Origin of the sequence: Enterobacter vonholyi (assembly GCF_008364555.1) — a bacterium.
In the GTDB taxonomy this organism is placed as follows: domain Bacteria; phylum Pseudomonadota; class Gammaproteobacteria; order Enterobacterales; family Enterobacteriaceae; genus Enterobacter; species Enterobacter vonholyi.
The window spans coordinates 576,629-595,632 of the sequence record NZ_VTUC01000006.1; the positions used below are offsets into that span (position 1 = coordinate 576,629).

At 57.3% G+C, this 19,004-nt stretch carries 17 protein-coding genes; 11 read left to right on the top strand and 6 right to left on the bottom strand.

Annotation, left to right across the window (positions count from 1 at the left end; translation table 11 throughout):
• The first annotated feature begins 7 nt into the window (after positions 1-7).
• The 6 genes from F0319_RS11435 to F0319_RS11460 are packed head-to-tail and all read left to right on the top strand — an operon-like array spanning position 8 to position 5,499.
• Positions 8-1,114 (top strand): branched-chain amino acid ABC transporter permease, encoded by a 1,107-nt coding sequence (locus tag F0319_RS11435; RefSeq protein WP_149366972.1) that lies wholly within the window; start codon positions 8-10, stop codon positions 1,112-1,114.
• Positions 1,111-1,878 carry an ABC transporter ATP-binding protein gene (locus F0319_RS11440; RefSeq protein ID WP_149366973.1) on the top strand — a complete coding sequence of 256 codons (768 nt, stop codon included), beginning with the start codon at positions 1,111-1,113 and terminating at the stop codon, positions 1,876-1,878. Before F0319_RS11435 ends, F0319_RS11440 begins: the two co-directional genes overlap by 4 nt.
• Entirely contained in the window at positions 1,871-2,590 is a 720-nt protein-coding gene (locus tag F0319_RS11445; protein WP_149366974.1) for an ABC transporter ATP-binding protein, read from the top strand. Before F0319_RS11440 ends, F0319_RS11445 begins: the two co-directional genes overlap by 8 nt.
• A 28-nt stretch (positions 2,591-2,618) precedes the next feature.
• Positions 2,619-3,776, top strand: a complete 1,158-nt coding sequence (locus F0319_RS11450; protein ID WP_127731031.1) for a branched-chain amino acid ABC transporter substrate-binding protein — start codon at positions 2,619-2,621, stop codon at positions 3,774-3,776.
• Positions 3,777-3,793: 17 nt separating this feature from the next.
• Positions 3,794-4,276 carry an L-2-amino-thiazoline-4-carboxylic acid hydrolase gene (locus F0319_RS11455; RefSeq protein ID WP_127731033.1) on the top strand — a complete coding sequence of 161 codons (483 nt, stop codon included), beginning with the start codon at positions 3,794-3,796 and terminating at the stop codon, positions 4,274-4,276.
• Positions 4,273-5,499 (top strand): Zn-dependent hydrolase, encoded by a 1,227-nt coding sequence (locus F0319_RS11460; protein ID WP_149366975.1) that lies wholly within the window; start codon positions 4,273-4,275, stop codon positions 5,497-5,499. The genes F0319_RS11455 and F0319_RS11460 overlap by 4 nt, the downstream gene beginning before the upstream one ends.
• 16 nt (positions 5,500-5,515) lie before the next feature.
• Here the strand turns inward: F0319_RS11460 and F0319_RS11465 are convergent, their stop codons facing one another.
• On the bottom strand, positions 5,516-7,399 hold the full coding sequence (locus tag F0319_RS11465) for a potassium transporter Kup (protein ID WP_149366976.1): 1,884 nt from the start codon (positions 7,397-7,399) through the stop codon (positions 5,516-5,518).
• 89 nt (positions 7,400-7,488) lie between these two features.
• Complete coding sequence (locus F0319_RS11470) at positions 7,489-8,976, bottom strand: MFS transporter (protein ID WP_149366977.1); 1,488 nt, start codon at positions 8,974-8,976, stop codon at positions 7,489-7,491.
• A 116-nt stretch (positions 8,977-9,092) separates the two neighbouring features.
• Between F0319_RS11470 and F0319_RS11475 the strand changes: the two genes are divergently transcribed.
• Positions 9,093-9,686 carry a TetR family transcriptional regulator gene (locus F0319_RS11475; protein ID WP_149366978.1) on the top strand — a complete coding sequence of 198 codons (594 nt, stop codon included), beginning with the start codon at positions 9,093-9,095 and terminating at the stop codon, positions 9,684-9,686.
• Positions 9,687-9,720: 34 nt separating this feature from the next.
• Here F0319_RS11475 and nhoA read toward each other — a convergent pair whose 3' ends face one another.
• Complete coding sequence (gene nhoA / locus F0319_RS11480) at positions 9,721-10,566, bottom strand: N-hydroxyarylamine O-acetyltransferase (RefSeq protein ID WP_149366979.1); 846 nt, start codon at positions 10,564-10,566, stop codon at positions 9,721-9,723.
• 108 nt (positions 10,567-10,674) lie between these two features.
• On the opposite strand from nhoA, the gene F0319_RS11485 reads away from it, so the two are divergent.
• Entirely contained in the window at positions 10,675-11,247 is a 573-nt protein-coding gene (locus F0319_RS11485) for a flavin reductase family protein (RefSeq protein WP_032656883.1), read from the top strand.
• 35 nt (positions 11,248-11,282) lie between these two features.
• Here the strand turns inward: F0319_RS11485 and fusA are convergent, their stop codons facing one another.
• Positions 11,283-13,382 carry an elongation factor G gene (fusA, locus tag F0319_RS11490; protein ID WP_127731047.1) on the bottom strand — a complete coding sequence of 700 codons (2,100 nt, stop codon included), beginning with the start codon at positions 13,380-13,382 and terminating at the stop codon, positions 11,283-11,285.
• A gap of 160 nt (positions 13,383-13,542) precedes the next feature.
• Between fusA and F0319_RS11495 the strand changes: the two genes are divergently transcribed.
• Entirely contained in the window at positions 13,543-13,842 is a 300-nt protein-coding gene (locus F0319_RS11495) for an ArsR/SmtB family transcription factor (RefSeq protein ID WP_149366980.1), read from the top strand.
• On the opposite strand, the gene F0319_RS11500 is transcribed toward F0319_RS11495, so the two are convergent.
• Together F0319_RS11500 and F0319_RS11505 are read right to left on the bottom strand one after the other, a co-directional pair.
• Positions 13,835-14,476 carry an ECs1377 family protein gene (locus tag F0319_RS11500; RefSeq protein WP_149366981.1) on the bottom strand — a complete coding sequence of 214 codons (642 nt, stop codon included), beginning with the start codon at positions 14,474-14,476 and terminating at the stop codon, positions 13,835-13,837. The genes F0319_RS11495 and F0319_RS11500 overlap by 8 nt on opposite strands.
• 121 nt (positions 14,477-14,597) lie before the next feature.
• Entirely contained in the window at positions 14,598-15,929 is a 1,332-nt protein-coding gene (locus F0319_RS11505) for a 2-hydroxycarboxylate transporter family protein (RefSeq protein ID WP_149366982.1), read from the bottom strand.
• Between the two features lie 406 nt (positions 15,930-16,335).
• Here F0319_RS11505 and F0319_RS11510 point away from each other — a divergent pair, with 406 nt between their 5' ends.
• Positions 16,336-17,283: an AEC family transporter gene (locus F0319_RS11510; protein WP_111963649.1), complete on the top strand. Its 948-nt coding sequence runs from the start codon at positions 16,336-16,338 to the stop codon at positions 17,281-17,283.
• Positions 17,284-17,315: 32 nt separating this feature from the next.
• Entirely contained in the window at positions 17,316-19,001 is a 1,686-nt protein-coding gene (locus F0319_RS11515; protein WP_111963650.1) for an NAD-dependent malic enzyme, read from the top strand.
• Positions 19,002-19,004 lie beyond the last annotated feature (3 nt).

Below are 19,004 nucleotides of genomic sequence, written 5' to 3' on the forward strand. Positions count from 1 at the left end.
GAATACCATGACAACACTTCAACTCCAGACTCCGGCGACGACGCGCAAATTCTGGTCAGGCATGAGCCTGTTCTGCCTCGCGCTGCTGGTTGCTCCCGTGGTGACCACGCAGCTTGGCGGCAACTACTGGGTGCGCGTTATCGACTTCGCCCTGCTCTACATCATGCTGGCTCTGGGGCTCAATATTGTGGTGGGCTATACCGGCCTGCTGGACATGGGCTTTATCGCCTTTTACGCGGTTGGCGCTTATCTCGCTGCGCTGATGGCCTCCCCACACCTGCTGGAGGTGTTTCCTGTTCTCGGCGTCTGGTTCCCGGACGGGCTGCACACCTCGTATCTGCTCATTATTCCGCTGGCTGCGCTCGTCGCTGCAGTCTGCGGCATTTTACTGGGAGCGCCCACGCTGAAGCTACGCGGAGACTACCTGGCGATAGTGACCCTTGGCTTCGGCGAAATTATCCGCATCCTGATGCGCAACCTAGACCGTCCCGTGAACATCACCAACGGCGCAAAGGGCATAACCGGAGTGGATACGCTGAACCTGTTCGGCCTGAAGTTTAGCGGCGTATACCACTGGTTTGGTTTCAAAGTGCCCGCCCTGTGGCTGTGGTACTACCTGCTGATGCTGGTGATTGTGGCGATTATTTTTGTCTGCCTGCGCCTGCAGCATTCCCGTATTGGTCGCGCCTGGCACGCTATCCGCGAGGATGAAGATGTAGCCCGCGCGATGGGCATCAACGTGCGTAACTATAAGCTGCTCGCCTTTGCGATGGGGGCCTCCTTTGGCGGCGTAGCGGGTGCGCTTTTCGGCGCGTTTCAGGGATTTGTCTCGCCGGAATCCTTCACGTTACAGGAATCCATTGCCGTACTGGCGATGGTGGTGCTGGGCGGTATGGGGCACATTCCGGGGGTGATCCTCGGCGCGGTACTGCTTACCGCCCTGCCGGAACTGCTGCGCAGCCAGGCAGCGCCGGTTCAGCAGGCGCTGTTCGGTACGGTGCTGATTGACCCGGAAGTACTGCGTCAGCTGTTTTACGGTCTGGCACTGGTGCTGGTGATGCTGGTGCGCCCGTCCGGGATCTGGCCGGTACGCCACAAGGAGGCGAAAGCATGAGCCTGTTAACCGTACGCAACATGACAAAACGCTTCGGCGGCCTTACCGCCGTGGATGACGTTTCCATTACCGTGAACAAGGGCGAGATCTACGGCCTGATTGGTCCTAACGGGGCGGGAAAAACCACCTGTTTTAACCTGATCACCGGGCTTTATCCGGCGGACAGCGGCGAATTTTCCATTGCCGATAAGCCCTATTTTCCAAAACACATTGAGAAAGTCACCGCCGCAGGAATTGCGCGCACCTTCCAGAACGTTCGCCTCTTCAACGAGATGTCGGTGCTGGAAAACGTGATGGTGGGCCGCCACGTGCGCACCCTTAACGGTCTGTGGGCCGCGCTGAGCCGCCACAAACGCGCTCGCGAGGAAGAAAAGCAGACCCGCGAACTGGCCTGGCACTGGCTGGAGTACACCGGCATTGCGCAGTTCGCCCACTATCGCGCCTGCGATCTGGCCTATGGTCATCAGCGTCGCCTTGAAATCGCCCGCGCGCTGGCAACGGATCCGCTGCTGCTGGCGCTGGACGAGCCCGCCGCCGGGATGAACGCGGCGGAAAAAGTGACGCTCGGCGAACTGCTCATCCGCATCCGCGATGACGGCAAAACCCTGCTGATGATTGAACATGACGTCAAGCTGGTGATGGGCATCTGCGATCGACTGACGGTGCTTGATTACGGCAAAACGCTCGCCAGCGGCACGCCGGAAAGCGTGCGGCGCGACCCGGCGGTAATCGCCGCCTGGCTTGGAGGCAACGCGCATGTCTGAATTGCTGAAGGTGGAACGTCTGGACGTGCATTACGGCGGAATTCAGGCCGTACGCGATGTCTCCTTTACCCTGCGCGAGGGCGAACAGGCTACGCTGATCGGCGCGAACGGCGCGGGGAAAAGCTCCACCGTGCGCGCCATTACCGGGCTGGAAAGCTTTAGCGGCAGTATTGAATTCAGCGGTAAAGCGGTGCGTAAACAGAGCCCGGAGACCCTGCTTCGCGACGGACTGGTGATGGTCCCGGAGGGCCGCGGGATCTTCTCCCGCATGACGGTACTGGAAAACCTGCAGATGGGCGCCTGGCTCAGGCGTGACACTGTCACCGTTAAGCGTGAGATGAACGAGGTGTTCGAGCGCTTCCCGCGCCTGGGCGAACGCCAGCATCAGCTTGCCGGTCTGCTGTCCGGCGGTGAGCAACAGCTGCTGGCCCTTAACCGCGCCCTGCTCAGCCGCCCGCGCCTGCTGATCCTCGACGAACCGTCGATGGGCCTTGCCCCGAAGATGGTCGAGAACATTTTTGCCGTCATCGCCGGGCTGCGCGAGCGCGGAGTCGCCCTGCTGCTCATCGAACAAAACGCCCGTCTCGCGCTGGAAGTCACCGACAGCGCGTGGGTGATGGACAGCGGTAGCATTGTTCATCATGGCGAATCGACAGCGCTGCTCGATGACGACCAGATTGCACAGATTTATTTGGGCGAAATGCCCGTTTAACAACACCAGCCAACATCAGGGACATACCATGAAAACAGTAAAAATCAGTGCGCTCAGCGCCGCTATTCTGCTCGGTAGTTTTGCCTCCACGTCCGCGTGGGCCGCCGACGGTGAAACCGTGGTCATCGGTCTGGCGGGGCCGCTGACCGGCCCGTCTGCCCGTATCGGTAAAGATCTGGAGAACGGCGCGCAGCTGGCAATTGACGACATTAACAAGCAGCACCCGACCATCGGTGGCAAAGCTGTGACCTTCAAGCTGCAGTCCGAAGACGATCAGTCCGACCCGCGCACCGCCGTAGCCGTCGCACAGCGTCTGGTGGACAGCGGCGTGGCGGGCGTGGTCGGTCACTGGAACACCGGCACCAGCATTCCAGCGGCCCGCGTTTATCACGATGCGGGCATCGCACAGGTGGCACCGGTCGCGACCGGTCACGCCTATACCAAACAGGGTTTTGACACCAGCTTCCGCGTGATGGGCCACGACGATGACGGCGGCCAGCTCGCCGGCCAGTACGCGGTAAATACCCTGAAAGCCAAACGCATTGCGGTGATCGACGACCGTACCGCATTCGGTCAGGGTCTGGCAGACCAGTTTATAAAATCGCTTGAAGCGCAGGGCGTGAAAATTGTCGATCGTCAGTACGTGGATGACAAAACGGTTGATTTCAGCGCCGTGCTGACCGCCATCCGCAGTAAAAACGCCGATCTGATCTTCTTCGGCGGCGTCGACAGCCAGGCCGCTCCGCTGGCCCGTCGCATCAAACAGCTGGGCATGAATGCCACGCTGATGGGCGCAGGCGGATTCGTCAGCCAGACGTTCCTGCAGCTGGCACAGAAAGAAGGAGAAGGCGTGGTCGCTCTGGAGCCGGGCCTGCCCGTTGACCAGATGCCGGGTGGCAAAGCGTTTGAACAGGCCTATCAGGCGCGCTACCACACCCATATCGAACTGCACGCCCCATTCGCCTATGACGCCACCCGCGTGCTGGTTGCGGCGATGGAAAAAGCAAACTCCGTTGAGCCCTCAGACTATCTGCCAGCCCTGCGCGCCATCAGCTATTCCGGCGTCACCGGACAGATCGCATTTGATAAAGAAGGTAACCTGAAATCGCCGTCGTTCACGGTCTATAAGGTTGTCGACGGCAAATGGCAGCCGCAGACCGTGCTGGGTGGCACAAAAGCGAAGTAACGCAGCGAGGCAATGTGATGAGTGATAATAACGAGCTGGGCATTCTCGCCCGCCGCAAAATTGAAGCCGAAATTATTAAGCCAATTTATGAAATCCTGGTGCGCGAGATAGGGAAAGCCCGCGCCCAGGCGGTGATTGGCGAGGCTATCGAGCAGGCCGCAATTGACGCAGGCAAAGCGTTTGCCAGCAAAGAACCCAACGGCGCGGACGTAAAAAGCTTTATCGCCCTGCAGTATCTGTGGGAGAAAGATAATGCCCTGGAGGTCAAGGTGATCGACGCCGACGACCAGCAGTACAACTACAACGTCACCCGCTGTCGCTACGCGGAGATGTATCACGAGATGGGGCTGGGCGAGATTGGTCACCTGCTCTCCTGCGCGCGCGATGAAAAATTTATCGTTGGCTATGCGCCCGACGTAGAGCTAACCCGCACCACCACCATTATGCAGGGCGGCGCGTGCTGTGATTTCCGCTACCGCAGCAGTAAGGACAAGACATGATCCGCGTCAACGCCGAAAGGCTGTGGTCAACGCTTGAGATGATGGCGCAGATCGGCGGCACGCCCGCCGGTGGCGTCACCCGTCTGGCATTGAGCGAGGAAGATCGTATTGCGCGCAACCTGCTGCGCGACTGGGCGCTGGATGCCGGTTTTACCTGTGACGTCGACAGCATGGGCAATATGTTTATCCGCCGCGCCGGGAAAAAACCGCAGCTTGCCCCAGTCATGACCGGTTCGCACGTGGATACCCAGCCGCTGGGAGGGAACTACGACGGTGTTTACGGCGTGCTGGCCGGGCTGGAGCTGCTGCGAACCCTTAACGATAATAACGTTGAGACCGAGCGTGACGTTGTGCTGGTGAACTGGACTAACGAAGAAGGCGCGCGCTTTGCGCCAGCCATGCTCTCATCAGGGGTCTGGACGGGGCAATTTAGCGAAGCCTACGCCCATGCCCGCGCGGATATCGACGGTATCACCGTAGGTGAAGCCCTGGATAACATCGGCTACCGGGGTGAAGCCCCTGCCCGCGCGTTTCCGGTTCACGCCTGCTACGAGCTGCACATCGAACAGGGCCCGATTCTGGAAGACGAAGGTCTGGATATCGGGCTCGTCCGCGCGGCCATGGGCCAGCGCTGGTTTACTCTGACGCTGGACGGATTTGCCGCCCATGCAGGAACGACGCCGATGCACAGCCGCCGCGACGCGCTGACCGCCTTCGCGGAGCTGGCGTTGAAGGTGGAAGATATCGGCTATCGGCATGCGCCGGACGGACGTGCGACGATCGGTATGGCGCAGGTTACGCCAAACTCGCGCAACGTCGTGCCGTCTCGCGTGGTATGCAGCGTGGAGTTTCGCCATCCGGCGCAGGCGGCGCTGGAAGCCATGGAGGCGGCGCTGCATAAGGTGGCTGAAAGCCTGAGCCTGCGCGGCGTGTCGGCTCTCGTTGAACGCATTTTTGACTACGCGCCCATCGCGTTTGATGCCGAATGCCTGGCGCGTTCGGAGAAGGCCGTGGCGGAACTGGGCTATTCGTCGAAACCGATGGTCTCGGGTGCGGGACACGACACCTGCTATGTCAGCAAAATTGCGCCCGCCAGCATGATCTTTATCCCCTGCGTGAAAGGCGTCAGCCATAACGAAGCGGAGAGGATCCTCCCTGAGTGGTCCGAGAAAGGGGCGAACGTGCTGTTGCACAGCGTCCTGTCCGCGGCCCAGGAGAGCTAGAACGGCGCGAGCGACACTAGACGGCAACGCGTCGGCTAATTTCAACCACCCGATCGCTGGGAAGATGGTAGTGGTTGATGACGTGCGTGCAGTTGCGCTTCATGAAGGCAAATATGTGCCGTTGCCAGGCCGCCATACCGGACCCGCCTTCGCCTGCCACAATGGTTTCATGCCCGACATACCAGGTGGCGTCATCGGTGGCGAAAAGCGCGTTAATCTCGCTGACGCCCTGCAACAAACGCGGGATGTCCGGGTGTTCCATAAAGCCATACTGCGCCACGCCGTGCCAGTAGCCCGGCGCGCGCTGCTCTACCCTGATGCGCTGCTCTTCCCCGACGTAGGGCACGTTGAGAATATCAATGGTCAGCGACAACACGTCCTGCTGTAGCGCCCGGTTTCGCGCGACGTGCCAGCGCATTACCGGCGGGATATTGTGCTGTGTCCGGGTCAAAAAGACGGCAGAGCCCGCCACTCTGGGCACCGTCTTTTGCCGAAGCTGGGCAAAGAACGCATCCACGCTGACGCCCTTCTCGCCCACCGATGCGGATACCGCCTTAACGCCGCGGTGCCAGATCAGCATCACCGTACAAATAGCTGCGGCCATCAGCAGCGGTATGTAGCCGCCTTCCAGGACCTTTATCAGATTGGCAAATAAGAATGTGGCATCAATTACCAGAAAACAGAGGGCGATAACCGCGCTGCTGGCCAGGCTCCAGCGCCACACTTCCCGCATCGCCACAAACAACAGCCCCGTAGTCATCAGCATGGTTAATGACACGGCAATGCCGTACGCCGCTGCAAGCTTATCTGAGGATTTAAAGAACACCACCAGCCCGATGGTTACTACCATCAGCAGCCAGTTGATTATCCCGATATAAATTTGACCGTAGCTTTCTGCCGCCGTCTGCTTGATGCGTAATCGAGGTAGCCAGCCGAGCTGTATCGCCTGACGCGTCATGGAAAAAGCGCCGGTAATAATCGCCTGACTGGCGATGATCGTCGCCAGCGCGGCAAGAATGATGAGCGGTACCTGCAGGGCTGGCGGACAGAGCGTATAGAATAGATTTTGCTTGCTGTCGGCACCGGCCAGAATCAGCGCTGACTGACCAGCATAGTTGAGCAGCAGCGAAGGAAAGACGATGCCGTACCAGGCAAGCCAGATGGGCTTTTTACCAAAATGCCCCATGTCGGCATACAGCGCCTCGGCCCCCGTCACGCAGAGAAATACGCCGCCCAGGACCAGGAAACTGGTGTACCCGTTCGAAAACAAAAACGCGATGCCGTACGCAGGATTGAGAGCCAGCAATACCGAGGGGTGCTGAACAATCCCCCGCACGCCCAGGACCGCAATCGCCAGAAACCACAGCGCCATTACCGGGCCAAATATCTTCCCTATGCGGGCGGTACCAAAAGGCTGGATCAGGAACAGCGCCAGCAACACCGCCACCGTCAGGGGTAATATGTACGGCTGGGACTCCGGAATGACCATCTCCAGCCCTTCCAGAGCGGAAAGCACGGAGATGGCTGGGGTTATCGCGCCATCTCCGTAAATTAACGCGGCGCCTATGAGGGCAGCAAAAATGACCCAGCGACCGCCTTTGCCTTTTTCCACCAGAAGCGACATCAGGGCCATAATGCCTCCCTCACCATGATTATCAATTCGCATGGCGAAGGCGGCATACTTGATGGAGGTCACCAGGATAAGCGTCCAGGTAATAAGAGAGAGCAGGCCCAGGATGACGCCTGGCGTAGGGTCATGCTCTGAGAGCGAAAGCACCGTCCGGAAGGTATAAAGCGGGCTGGTGCCGATATCACCAAAAACGACGCCCAGCGCGCCCCCCGCAAGCAGGGTTAACCGGGAAAGCGGTTGGGACGCATCACTGCTGTGGCGAGAGCTCATATTTTCCAGCAAGAGTCAGATAATCCTGTAAAAAACATAGCCCATCAGCCCCGCCCGCGCCAACCGCTCGCCCTGTTTTACTGCGCTGTTTACTGCGGATTGACCTTCGCCAGGCTAAACCAGATCCCCACTGCCAGCAACAGCAGCATTCCGCCCGCGCTGCCCAGCGCCACGCTGTGGGACGTAATAAACGCGCTTTTCGCCGCCTCAATCACCGGCTCAGCCAGATGCGGCGTCAGGTTCTGCGCCACCTTCATCGCTTCACCAATCGATGACGAGGCTTTGTCGACGAGCGAGGCGTTCAGCCCCTGCGGCAGCTCAATCGACGCCGAGAAGCTGCGGGTCAACAGCAGACCAAAAATGGCGATCCCCAGCCCGGCCCCCATCTCATAGGACATGGTTTCAATCGCCCCCGCTGCGGCGGCTTTCTCCTTCGGCGCGGCAGCCATAATTGCCGAGGTCGAGGCCAGCAGCGCGCTGGCGGCACTGAAGCCGAGCAGCACCATCAGCCCCCACGCCTGCCACTGCTGCGTGCTGAAGTCGAGCGTCGACAGGCCGATAAAGCTGACGGCGCTGAGCCCCATGCCGCCGGCCGCGACGATGCGTAGCCCCAAACGCCCAACCAGCACGCCCGCGATCGGCCCGCTGAATCCGCTGGCGACCATCACCGGCAGCATAAACATGCCCGCTTCAAACGGCGTAAAGCCGTGAACAAACTGCAGCTCCTGGGCCATCAGCAGCTCAAACCCGACCAGGGCAATCATGGCGGTCATCGCCATCACCACGCCGCTCAGAATGATGCGGTGACAGAACAGGCGCATGTCGATCATCGGTACGCGGGCGCGAAGCTGAATACGCACAAAGATAAACAACAGCACCGAGCCGCTCACCAGCGCGGAAGCCACCAGCCACGGCGACAGCGCGCCTTTTAGCGCGGTTTTGGCGCTGTAGACCAGCAGCAAAATCGCCACGATCAGCATGATGGCATGGCTGATATTCAACGGCTGCTCCGGTCGTCCCTGCTGAGGAGGGACAAAACGCGCGGCCAGCGAAACCACCACCAGCACAATCGGCACGTTGATTAAAAACACCGATCCCCAGTAAAAATGCTCCAGCAGCATACCGCCGATCAGGGGGCCAAACGCCGCCCCGCCGGAACCGACCGCCGCCCAGACGCCGAGCGCGATGTTGCGATCTTTCGCGTCGGTAAACAGCGTGCGGATCCCAGCCAGGGTGGCAGGAATGATCATTGCAGCACCGATCGCCAGCGAGGCGCGCGCCGCGATCAGCCATCCTGCTGAAGGGGCAAACGCTGCCGCCAGCGACGACAAGCCAAATAGCGTACTGCCAATCATGAGCAGTCGTTTAAAACCAATCCGGTCACCCAGGGCGCCCATCGGCAGCACCATACCCGCCATCACCAGCGAGTAGATATCGATGATCCACAATAATTCGTTACCGCTGGCGCCCAGCGTCATGCTCAATGTTGGCGCCGCCACGTGCAGCACCGTCGCGTCAATCGCGACCGGAATATACACCAGCACGATAATCACTAACGCTAACCACTGACGAAACATAAATTTCCTTTTCATTTTAAACCTGGACACATGTCCAGATTGCGATCCTACGTAAAGTTGAACGCGTGTCCAGCTTTTTGTTACACTCGTTTCGTTCCCATTGAGAGTGAGTAACGATGCGATATCTGAGCAAGGATGAACGGCGCGAAGCCATCTTACAGGCCGCCATGCGCGTGGCGCTGGCCGAAGGACTGGCGGCAATGACGGTACGCCGCGTTGCAGCTGAAGCCGGGGTTGCGACCGGACAGGTTCACCACCATTTTACCTCCGGCGGAGAGCTAAAATCGCTGGCCTTCGTACGGTTAATTCGCGAGCTGTTAGATGCGGATGTCGCGGGTAAACAGGCCGGATGGCGGGAGCAGCTTCATGACATGCTCGGCAGCGATGACGGCAGGTTCGAGCCCTATATTCGCCTGTGGCGCGAAGCGCAGATCCTGGCCAGCCGCGATGCCGATATCAAAGGCGCCTATGTGATGACCATGGAGATGTGGCATCAGGAAACGGTGGCGCTGATCTGTGCGGGAACAGAGGCCGGGGTATTTCGTCCTGGCGATCGGGCGGAAAATATCGCCTGGCGCTTGATTGGCCTGGTATGCGGTCTTGACGGGATGTATATCTTAAACATGCCCGAAATGGATGAAACCGCGTTTAACAATCATCTGGATAAATTAATCACCCTCGAGTTATTTACTCCCCCGTCTCAGAAGTGAAGTTGTCGGGGGCCAACAGCCCCCTCTTTGCGCATTATTTCCCGGCCTGAGGATGTGTATCAAAGCCCGCCATTACCGCCGTTAGCTCCGCCAGGGAAAATCCGTGTTTTGCATCGTCAACGCCCAGTCCAAAGCGTTCCTGCATCAGCTGATAAAGCGCCTCGGCATCCGGCAAATGGATCTGCTCCTCCACATGGCCATTCTGCCAGTGGGTAAAGTTGAAGTTGGTCAGCGTCAGCTTGCCGCCGTCCGGCAGATGGCGACACATCAGCAGATGATGACGGAAATGCGACTGCGGCCAGTGCGCCGACCAGAAATTCCCCATCACGTAATCGCTGAAATACTGCGTAGTCAGGTCAAACTGGTACATCGACTGCCAGTGCTCGTGGTGACGGAACTGCAGCACCCAGTCGTTGCCCTCGCTCAGCAGACGGTACAGGCCGTGCGGCGTCTCCTGTTCTTCATTAGCGAGCAGGCGAATCGGCGCCGTCAGCGTCTGGCCGCCAAACCCGACATCGGCTATCCAGCGCTCACCGTTAAGCTCAACCAGCAGCAGGCGATGCGTGCGCGGCGGCATTTGCGGCGGACTCGCTAATACCACGCGTCCCAGCACGCTGCGCACCGTAAATCCGACCTCACGCAATACGCGCTCGAACAGGCCGTTTTGCTCAAAGCAGTAGCCTCCGCGACGTGCGGTGACCAGCTTGTCAACGAGGCACCGATCGTCAAGCTGGATTTCGCGCGGCAGAACGACATCGATATTCTCAAAAGGGATTGCACAGTTGTGATGTAAATGCAGCGCGCGCAGGGTATCGATATCCACCCGTGTCGGCTGCGTCCAGCCGATGCGGGCGAAATAGGCGGTCAGGAATGGGGACATGCATCAGTTTCCTTTGATTGTGATGTTCTGTTTATAAACTAATTTTACCCACTCACTTTGATTTACGTGCTTTTTCGCCATAATCATCGGTGTAGATGAGGAGATCCTATGAGCCACTTTCGCCCTGTTGAATTACGTCATGCCAGCCGTCTGCTGAACCACGGCCCTACTGTGCTTATCACCAGTCGGGATGAAAGCCTCGACAGACGTAACGTGATGGCCGCCGCATGGTCAATGCCCGTTGAGTTTGAACCGCCGCGCATCGCGATCGTCGTGGATAAAAGTACCTGGTCACGCGAGCTGATCGAGCGCAGCGGGAAGTTTGGCATCGTCATCCCCGGCGTGGCGGCGGCAAACTGGACATACGCGGTCGGTAGCGTCAGCGGGCGCGATGAAGACAAATTCAACTGCTACGGGATCCCGGTGGTGAACGGTCCTGAGCTTGGCCTGCCGGTGATTGAAGAAAAATGTCTGGCGTGGATGGAGTGTCGGTTACTACCCGTCACCTCCGCGGCAGAAAAATACGATACGCTGTTTGGTGAAGTGGTTTCAGCGGCAGCCGATGAACGCGCGTTTGTCGCCGGACGCTGGCAGTTTGACGGGGATAAGCTGAATACCCTGCATCATCTTGGGGCCGGGACGTTTGTGGCGAGCGGGAAAATGGTGAAGGCGCTGGATTGAGAAAACCCTCCCCCAATTGGGAGAGGGTGACCGTATTACTTCGCACGACGCGCAATAATTTCATCCGCAACATTCCGCGGGGCTTCCGCAAAATGATGGAACTCCATCGTATACGTCGCGCGTCCCTGGGACATCGAGCGCAATGTCGTGGCATAGCCAAACATCTCGGCCAGCGGCACGTCAGCGCGAATAATCTGGCTTCCGTACTGCTCCGCCATCCCCTGCACCATACCGCGACGGGAAGAGAGATCGCCCATGATGTTACCGGCGTACTCTTCCGGCGTTTCCACCTCCACATGCATGATCGGCTCAAGGATCACCGGGTCCGCCCTGCGGGCGCCCTCTTTAAAGCCGAGGATCGCCGCCATGCGGAACGCCATCTCCGAGGAGTCAACGTCATGATACGAGCCAAACGTCAGCGTCGCTTTGACGTCTACAACCGGATAGCCCGCCAGCACGCCGCTGTTCATCGCTTCCCGCAGCCCTTTCTCAACGGACGGAATATACTCGCGCGGAACCACGCCGCCCTTAGTGGCATCTTCAAATTTAAAACCACTTCCAGGCTCCAGCGGCTCCAGGCTCAGCACCACATGGCCGTACTGCCCTTTGCCGCCGGACTGACGGACAAATTTGCCTTCGATATCCTTCACCGTTTTACGCAGGGTTTCGCGGTAGGTTACCTGCGGACGACCAATGTTCGCTTCGACGCCAAACTCACGCTTCATGCGGTCGACGATGATCTCAAGATGTAGCTCACCCATCCCGGAGATAATGGTCTGGCCGGACTCTTCGTCAGTATGCAGGCGGAAAGATGGATCTTCCGCCGCCAGACGCTGCAGCGCGATCCCCATTTTCTCCTGATCGCCTTTGGTTTTCGGCTCAATCGCCAGCGAAATCACCGGATCCGGGAACTCCATGCGCTCAAGCGTAATGACGGCGTTCGGATCGGTGAGCGTGTCACCGGTGGTCACGTCTTTCAGCCCCACGCAGGCCGCGATATCCCCGGCGCGCAGTTCGTCCACCTCGTGACGATCGTTGGCATGCATCAGCACGATACGCCCGATACGCTCTTTCTTCCCTTTCACCGGGTTATACACCGCGTCGCCTTTACGCAGCACGCCAGAGTACACGCGGATAAAGGTCAGTTGACCAACGTACGGGTCGCTCATCAGCTTGAATGCCAGGGCCGAGAACGGCTCATCATCGCTCGGATGACGCTCCGCGTGCTGCCCTTTTTCATCCACGCCATCAATAGCAGGCACGTCCAGCGGCGACGGCATAAGCTCAATCACCGCATCGAGCATGCGCTGCACGCCTTTGTTTTTGAACGCGCTGCCGCACAGCATCGGCTGGATTTCGCCCGAGATAGTGCGAATACGCAACCCTTTGATGATTTCCGCTTCCGACAGATCGCCCGTTTCCAGGTACTTGTCCATCAGTTCATCGCTGGCTTCCGCAGCCGCAGAGACCATTTTTTCACGCCACTCCTGGGCGGTGCTGACTAAATCATCCGGCACGGGCGCATAGGTAAACACCATACCCTGAGTCGCATCGTCCCACAGAATAGTGCGCATCTTGATGAGATCCACCACGCCGGTGAAACGATCTTCTGCACCTACCGGGATGACAATCGGCACCGGATTGGCCTTCAGGCGTTCCTGCATCATCCGCACGACGCGGAAGAAATCGGCTCCCGGACGGTCCATTTTGTTAACGAAGGCCAGACGCGGGACGTGATATTTATTGGCCTGACGCCAGACGGTTTCCGACTGCGGCTGCACGCCGCCCACAGAGTCATACACCATCACGGCGCCGTCGAGCACGCGCATGGAACGTTCCACCTCAATGGTGAAATCCACGTGCCCCGGTGTGTCGATGATGTTGATCCGGTGCGGTTCATATCCTCTGTCCATACCCGGCCAGAAGCAGCTGACGGCCGCCGAGGTAATCGTGATCCCACGCTCTTGCTCCTGCGCCATCCAGTCAGTGGTTGCCGCGCCATCGTGTACTTCACCCAGCTTGTGGCTCATCCCGGTATAAAACAGGATGCGCTCAGTGGTGGTGGTTTTACCGGCATCGATATGCGCGGAGATACCGATGTTGCGATAACGTTCGAGAGGGATGGGTCGGGGCATGATATTTCCTTAAGTCTTATGACTTGTCTGTGACGACCAGGATGGTCGTGCATTCGTTCGTTTGCTATAATAGTCCTATTGTACGAGTATTATCGAACTATTTTTTAATGGTTGACCTATTGTTGATATAGCTCAATCTGACACCATACGCAGGAAAACGATGATCCCAAACCACCCTGAAACTGAACAAATACTGCTGGAAAATGTGCTATTTGCCCTCGGCAACCCGCTCCGGCTTGCGATAATTCGCCGGCTGGCCGATGGCAGCGAACTCAGCTGCAACGCGCTGCGCCCGGAAGATGTGGTGAAGTCCACGATGACCCATCACTGGCGCGTACTGCGCGACAGCGGAGTCATCTGGCAGCGTCCGCAGGGACGCGAAAACATGATTTCATTGCGAAGAGACGATCTGGATACCCGCTTTCCGGGACTGATGGCGATCCTGCTGCAGGTTAAGTAATTTGAGTCCCTTCCAGGCGATAGACCGGGACCTGCCGGGTTGTTTTGGTCAGCGTATCGAACACCTCGGCGTTGGACGTCACGATCCGCATCCCTGTTTTGCGTAACCGTTGCACATCGGCCGCGATGCGCTGAATGCCAAACCAGAAAAGTCCGTCGAGCGCGGTTACAGACAGCCCGTTTTCCAGCGCCAGCTTGAGGCGTTCCTTTGGGGCTTTAACCTGCTGGGCAATTTGCCGGTAAGGCAGTTCGTTACATCCTGTTGCGTCACTGCGATGGATACGCGTTTTCAGCTGATAGGTAAACTCGTCAGGTATGCCGTCCAGATCCCTTTTAAGGCTATAGACGCAGCCAAAGCGCTTGCCGTTAAACAGAACATTTTTCTGACTGAGCTGAAGCTCTTTTCTGACAGCGTCAATCAGCTGGGGCGCGCGGGTGAGGAGCAGCCTGAACGGCAGCTCGAAGCTGGTGACATAATCCACATTAAGCAGCGCGAGACGCAGACGATCCTCTGCACCGGACTGTTGCTCACGACACTCCTCCAGCACCTCCGCCCACTGGCGCGTCAGGCGCTCCGGTTCGGCGGCTTCGGTAAGGAGGTATTTTTCAATCTGATAATCAACTCTTCCGGTCATGGTGTGATATCCCGTCGCTGTGGATGCGGTAATTCTATACAGCGCAGGGATATTTATAAAGGACTGAACCGCAGCGACATCCTGAAAATGTCGTTGCGATTCAGTATCCTGAGCTTTCTGATCAGTGCGCCATAATCCAGCCCATCAGAAGCGTGGCGAAAATCACCGTCGACGCGCCGCCGATGCGGGTGGCGATCTGCGCGAACGGCATGAGCGACATCCGGTTAGACGCGGACAAAATGGCCACGTCCCCCGTTCCGCCCAGCCCGCTGTGGCAGCAGGTCACAATGGCCGCTTCCACAGGATACATATTCAGACGCGACGCAATAACGTAGCCGCTCAGCGCCATCGCAATCACAACTGAACCGCATACCACAACGTATCCCACCGAGAATACCGACACCACGCTCTCAAGCGGCACGTATAACATCCCGAGGCCGATCATCAGCGGCCAGACCAGCGCAGCCGAGACGAATTTATAGCAGCTATGCGCGCCCTGCTCCATTGAGGCCGGGATCACCCTGAAGTATTTACACAGAACGGCAACCAGGATCATCAGCACCGGGCCGGGAATGTGCACCAGTTTTTCAAACAGTCCGCCGACGATGAAAAACGCGCACACCATCAGTAACCCGCCCCCCATCAGATGAAAATCCGTCTGCTGCGTGCTTTGCGCCCCGGCAAACAGGCTGGCGTCGTCTTTACTCCGCGTGAGCATGCCATTTCCCGAGAGCGCAGGACGTTTCGCGCCGAGTCGCGCCAGCGAGCCCGCACAAATAATGGCGAAGATATTCCCAACGACCGCAGCGGGTGCAAGCTGCGCAACGAAGACGTCCGGCGTCTGCCCCAGTATTGCCGAATAGGCCAGGGACAGCGGCAAAATCCCCTCGCCGATCCCGCCGCCAATGATGGGCACAATGATGAAGAAGAAGGTGTGGTAAGGCGTATAACCAAACAGTGAGCCCACAATGAGGCCGCTCAGCACGGCCATGCATGTTCCCGCCACCAGCGGAACAAACATGCGCATCATCCCCTGGATCAGCAGCACCCGATTCATCCCCAGAATGCTGCCGACTACCAGGCAGGCGATGACGAAATAGAGCAGATTCGCCTCTTTCATCAGCAGATGCACGGTATCAAGGGTATGTTTCCCGAATACGCCAAAATAGACCAGCACGGAGGGGACCATCAGGCACAGGATCGCCGGGCCGCCGATATCTTTCAGTACCGGGATTTGACGCCCCACTTTGGCAAACGCGAAACCGAGGGTCATGATGACCGCGAGGCCACCGATCATATTTTTCGGCAACAGCCCTGCCCAGGCGGACGTCGCCACAATGGCAGCAATCCCGACGAACAGCATCAACGGGACCGTGCCCACCTCGGTATTGTTGAGCCCAAAGGCAAAACGCGAGGTAGACAGCTCAGAAGTCGGTACAGGATTATCTTTCATATAATCACCTGAAAATTGTGTTCGGATATACAGAGAAAGGAATAAACTGGAGCTATTCCTGATACGAATAAAAGTTCTTAAATATAAATAAAGACTTAGATGGCCTTTTCTTAAACCAGGCTCAATATGAAATTATCACGAGCCTGCCAGGAGAAATGTGAACAATACGGCCCTTTGACTTTAAATAACTTAATTCATTATTAAGTAACTAAAGTTATTTATGGTGACCAGCATCGCTTTATTGCGCCTTATCAATTTTTAACGAAAGTATTACTTGCTCAACTAATACAACCTTTTTGAAATTAATAAAACCAGAAAGAGTGTGACCCATGTCACTCCTGTGCTGCTATCTAAGCGATAGATTAGCGCTGCAATAAAACACATAAAATACCCTACAGGAAATACTATGCCTTCATTACTTTTACAGTCACTGTTTCCACTCGTCTTTATTATGTTACTTGGATGGCTAAGTGGAAAGTTGGGATATTCCCGGCGTGAAGATGCAAACGTCATGGCAACCGTGGTGATTCGTTTCGCCCTTCCTTTTCATCTTTTTATTGGTGCATTGCATACCGATCCCAATAAAATTAAGAACCTGACCTTTATGGCCGTTTTGGTGGTCGGTTTAATGGGGTCGTATTTGCTGACCTTATTTATTTCACGCTACGTTTTTCGCCACGATATCAAAACCAGCGCCATTCAGTCTCTGGTTTGCGCCTTTCCTGATATGGCCTACTTTGGCGCACCGGTTCTGGCGGTATTGATTGGGCCGGAAGGATTTATCGGCGTGCTGATCGGCAATATTATTACCAGCGTTATCATGATCCCCCTGACTATCGTCCTGATTCGTATGGGTGATAAAAGCGGTCATGCTGGCCTGGAGGCGCTGCATCCGGGCGCGATGATCGTGCAAAACCTCATCAAAGCGGCACGCAACCCTATCGTCTGGATCCCGGTTTCCGGCGTATTGCTCAGCCTGGCCGGCGTGCAAATCCCTGCCATTCTCAGCATGCCTATTGAGATGGTTGGCAAGGTTTCAGGCGGACTGTCCCTGTTTGCCCTCGGCCTGCTGTTTTACGGTGAACGTCCAAAACTGAACGTGCAGACATTTACCAATATCAGTATTAAAAACTTAATTCAGCCAGCAATGATGGCCGCCGCCGGGCTCGCCTTTGGCCTGAGCCATACCTTACTACAGCAGGTAGTAATTATTGGCGCAACACCTTCCGCGATTGCGGCGGGGATGTTTGCGTTGCGCAGCGATACCTATATTGATACCGCATCCTCTTCCATATTAATTGGCACTGCCATCGGGGTCGTGACCGAAGGCATCATGATTTATTTAATCTCTTAATCTGTTTTATTAAAAAAATTCAGGAGTTAACCATGTCCCGGAAAGAAGTTCTGTACACCCCCTATAACGGTGCCGTATTGCTGGAAAACCCGCTACTAAATAAAGGGCTCGCATTTATTAAAGAAGAGCGTGATAATTTTAATCTGCATGGGTTATTGCCGCATAACGTTGAAACCATTGAAGAGCAAACCGAGCGCGCCTGGGTGCAGTTCTGCCATTTTAAAAGCGATATTTCGCGTCATGTTTACCTGCGAAATATTCAGGACACCAATGAAACTCTCTTTTATAACCTCTTGCGTTCGCATCTGAAAGAGACGTTACCGATTATCTATACCCCGACGGTCGGTGAAGCCTGCGAGCATTTCTCCACGATTTATCGACGCGCGCGCGGCCTGTTTATTTCATGGCCTAACCGCCATCGTATTGATGAGATGCTGCAAAGCTTTTCGCGCAACGACGTTCGCGTGATTGTGGTGACGGACGGGGAACGTATTTTAGGGCTTGGCGATCAGGGTATCGGCGGGATGGGCATTCCAATTGGCAAGCTGTCGCTTTATACCGCCTGCGGAGGGATCCACCCGGCCTCCACCCTCCCGATTATGCTGGATGTCGGCACCAATAATCAGCAACACCTCGACGACCCGATGTACATGGGCTGGCGCCACCCGCGCATCAGCGACGACCAGTACGCTGAGTTTATGGATATGTTTGTCAGCACCGTTAAAGCGCGCTGGCCCAACGTTCTCCTGCAGTTTGAAGACTTTGCGCAGAAAAACGCCACGCGACTTCTCCAGCGCTACCGCGACCAGCTGTGCTGTTTCAATGATGACATCCAGGGCACGGCAGCCGTCACCGCCGGTACGCTGATGGCTGCGGCCCATGCCGCGGGTACGCGCATTCGCGATCAGCGCGTGGTCTTTTTGGGCAGCGGCTCTGCCGGGTGCGGGATCGCTGAAAAAATTGTGGCGCTGATGGTGGACGACGGCCTGACCGAGTCCGAAGCCCGCAGCCGGATCTTTATGGTCGATCGCTTCGGCCTGCTGACCGACGACATGACAAACCTGCTCGATTTCCAGAAAAACCTGCTTACCGCGCGCGATGCCGTTTGCAGCTGGCAGGTGGACGCGAAGAATATTTCCCTTCTGGACGTGGTGAAGAACGCGCATCCCACGGTGATGATCGGCGTTTCAGGCCAGCCTGGGCTGTTCAGCGAAGAGATCGTCAAAGAGATGCATCGCCATTGTCCGCGCCCCATCATCATGCCGCTCTCGAACCCGACCTCGCGGGCGGAAGCCCAGCCGCAGGATCTTATCGCCTGGACACAGGGTGCCGCGCTGGTGGCCACCGGCAGCCCGTTCGCTCCGGTGTTCTGGGAGAATGCGCACTACGAGATCGCCCAGTGTAACAACGCCTATATTTTCCCTGGTCTGGGGCTTGGCGTGCTGGCCTGCAACGCGCGCCGGGTGACGGAAGAGATGCTGATGGCAGCAAGCCGCAGCCTGGCCGCACAGTCTCCACTGGTGACCACGGAAAGAGGCGGACTGCTGCCGCCGGTAGATCAGATTGAAACGGTTTCACGCCAGATTGCCGTCGCCGTCGCCCGGGCCGCCATTGAACAAGGCGTGGCGCCGTCTTTAGATGATGAAACCCTGATGGCGCGCATTGAGAAGACCTGGTGGCAGGCAGACTATGCGCCGTACCGCCGTTCTGCGCTGTAGCGC

Coding starts and splice junctions, on each gene's coding strand:
- F0319_RS11455 (WP_127731033.1), top strand. CDS start 3,794: ATGAGTGATAATAACGAGCTGGGCATTCTCGCCCGCCGCAAAATTGAA.
- F0319_RS11460 (WP_149366975.1), top strand. CDS start 4,273: ATGATCCGCGTCAACGCCGAAAGGCTGTGGTCAACGCTTGAGATGATG.
- F0319_RS11495 (WP_149366980.1), top strand. CDS start 13,543: ATGATCCCAAACCACCCTGAAACTGAACAAATACTGCTGGAAAATGTG.
- F0319_RS11505 (WP_149366982.1), bottom strand. CDS start 15,929: ATGAAAGATAATCCTGTACCGACTTCTGAGCTGTCTACCTCGCGTTTT.
- F0319_RS11450 (WP_127731031.1), top strand. CDS start 2,619: ATGAAAACAGTAAAAATCAGTGCGCTCAGCGCCGCTATTCTGCTCGGT.
- F0319_RS11510 (WP_111963649.1), top strand. CDS start 16,336: ATGCCTTCATTACTTTTACAGTCACTGTTTCCACTCGTCTTTATTATG.
- F0319_RS11465 (WP_149366976.1), bottom strand. CDS start 7,399: ATGAGCTCTCGCCACAGCAGTGATGCGTCCCAACCGCTTTCCCGGTTA.
- F0319_RS11500 (WP_149366981.1), bottom strand. CDS start 14,476: ATGACCGGAAGAGTTGATTATCAGATTGAAAAATACCTCCTTACCGAA.
- F0319_RS11475 (WP_149366978.1), top strand. CDS start 9,093: ATGCGATATCTGAGCAAGGATGAACGGCGCGAAGCCATCTTACAGGCC.
- F0319_RS11435 (WP_149366972.1), top strand. CDS start 8: ATGACAACACTTCAACTCCAGACTCCGGCGACGACGCGCAAATTCTGG.
- F0319_RS11470 (WP_149366977.1), bottom strand. CDS start 8,976: ATGTTTCGTCAGTGGTTAGCGTTAGTGATTATCGTGCTGGTGTATATT.
- F0319_RS11515 (WP_111963650.1), top strand. CDS start 17,316: ATGTCCCGGAAAGAAGTTCTGTACACCCCCTATAACGGTGCCGTATTG.
- F0319_RS11485 (WP_032656883.1), top strand. CDS start 10,675: ATGAGCCACTTTCGCCCTGTTGAATTACGTCATGCCAGCCGTCTGCTG.
- nhoA (WP_149366979.1), bottom strand. CDS start 10,566: ATGTCCCCATTCCTGACCGCCTATTTCGCCCGCATCGGCTGGACGCAG.
- fusA (WP_127731047.1), bottom strand. CDS start 13,382: ATGCCCCGACCCATCCCTCTCGAACGTTATCGCAACATCGGTATCTCC.
- F0319_RS11440 (WP_149366973.1), top strand. CDS start 1,111: ATGAGCCTGTTAACCGTACGCAACATGACAAAACGCTTCGGCGGCCTT.
- F0319_RS11445 (WP_149366974.1), top strand. CDS start 1,871: ATGTCTGAATTGCTGAAGGTGGAACGTCTGGACGTGCATTACGGCGGA.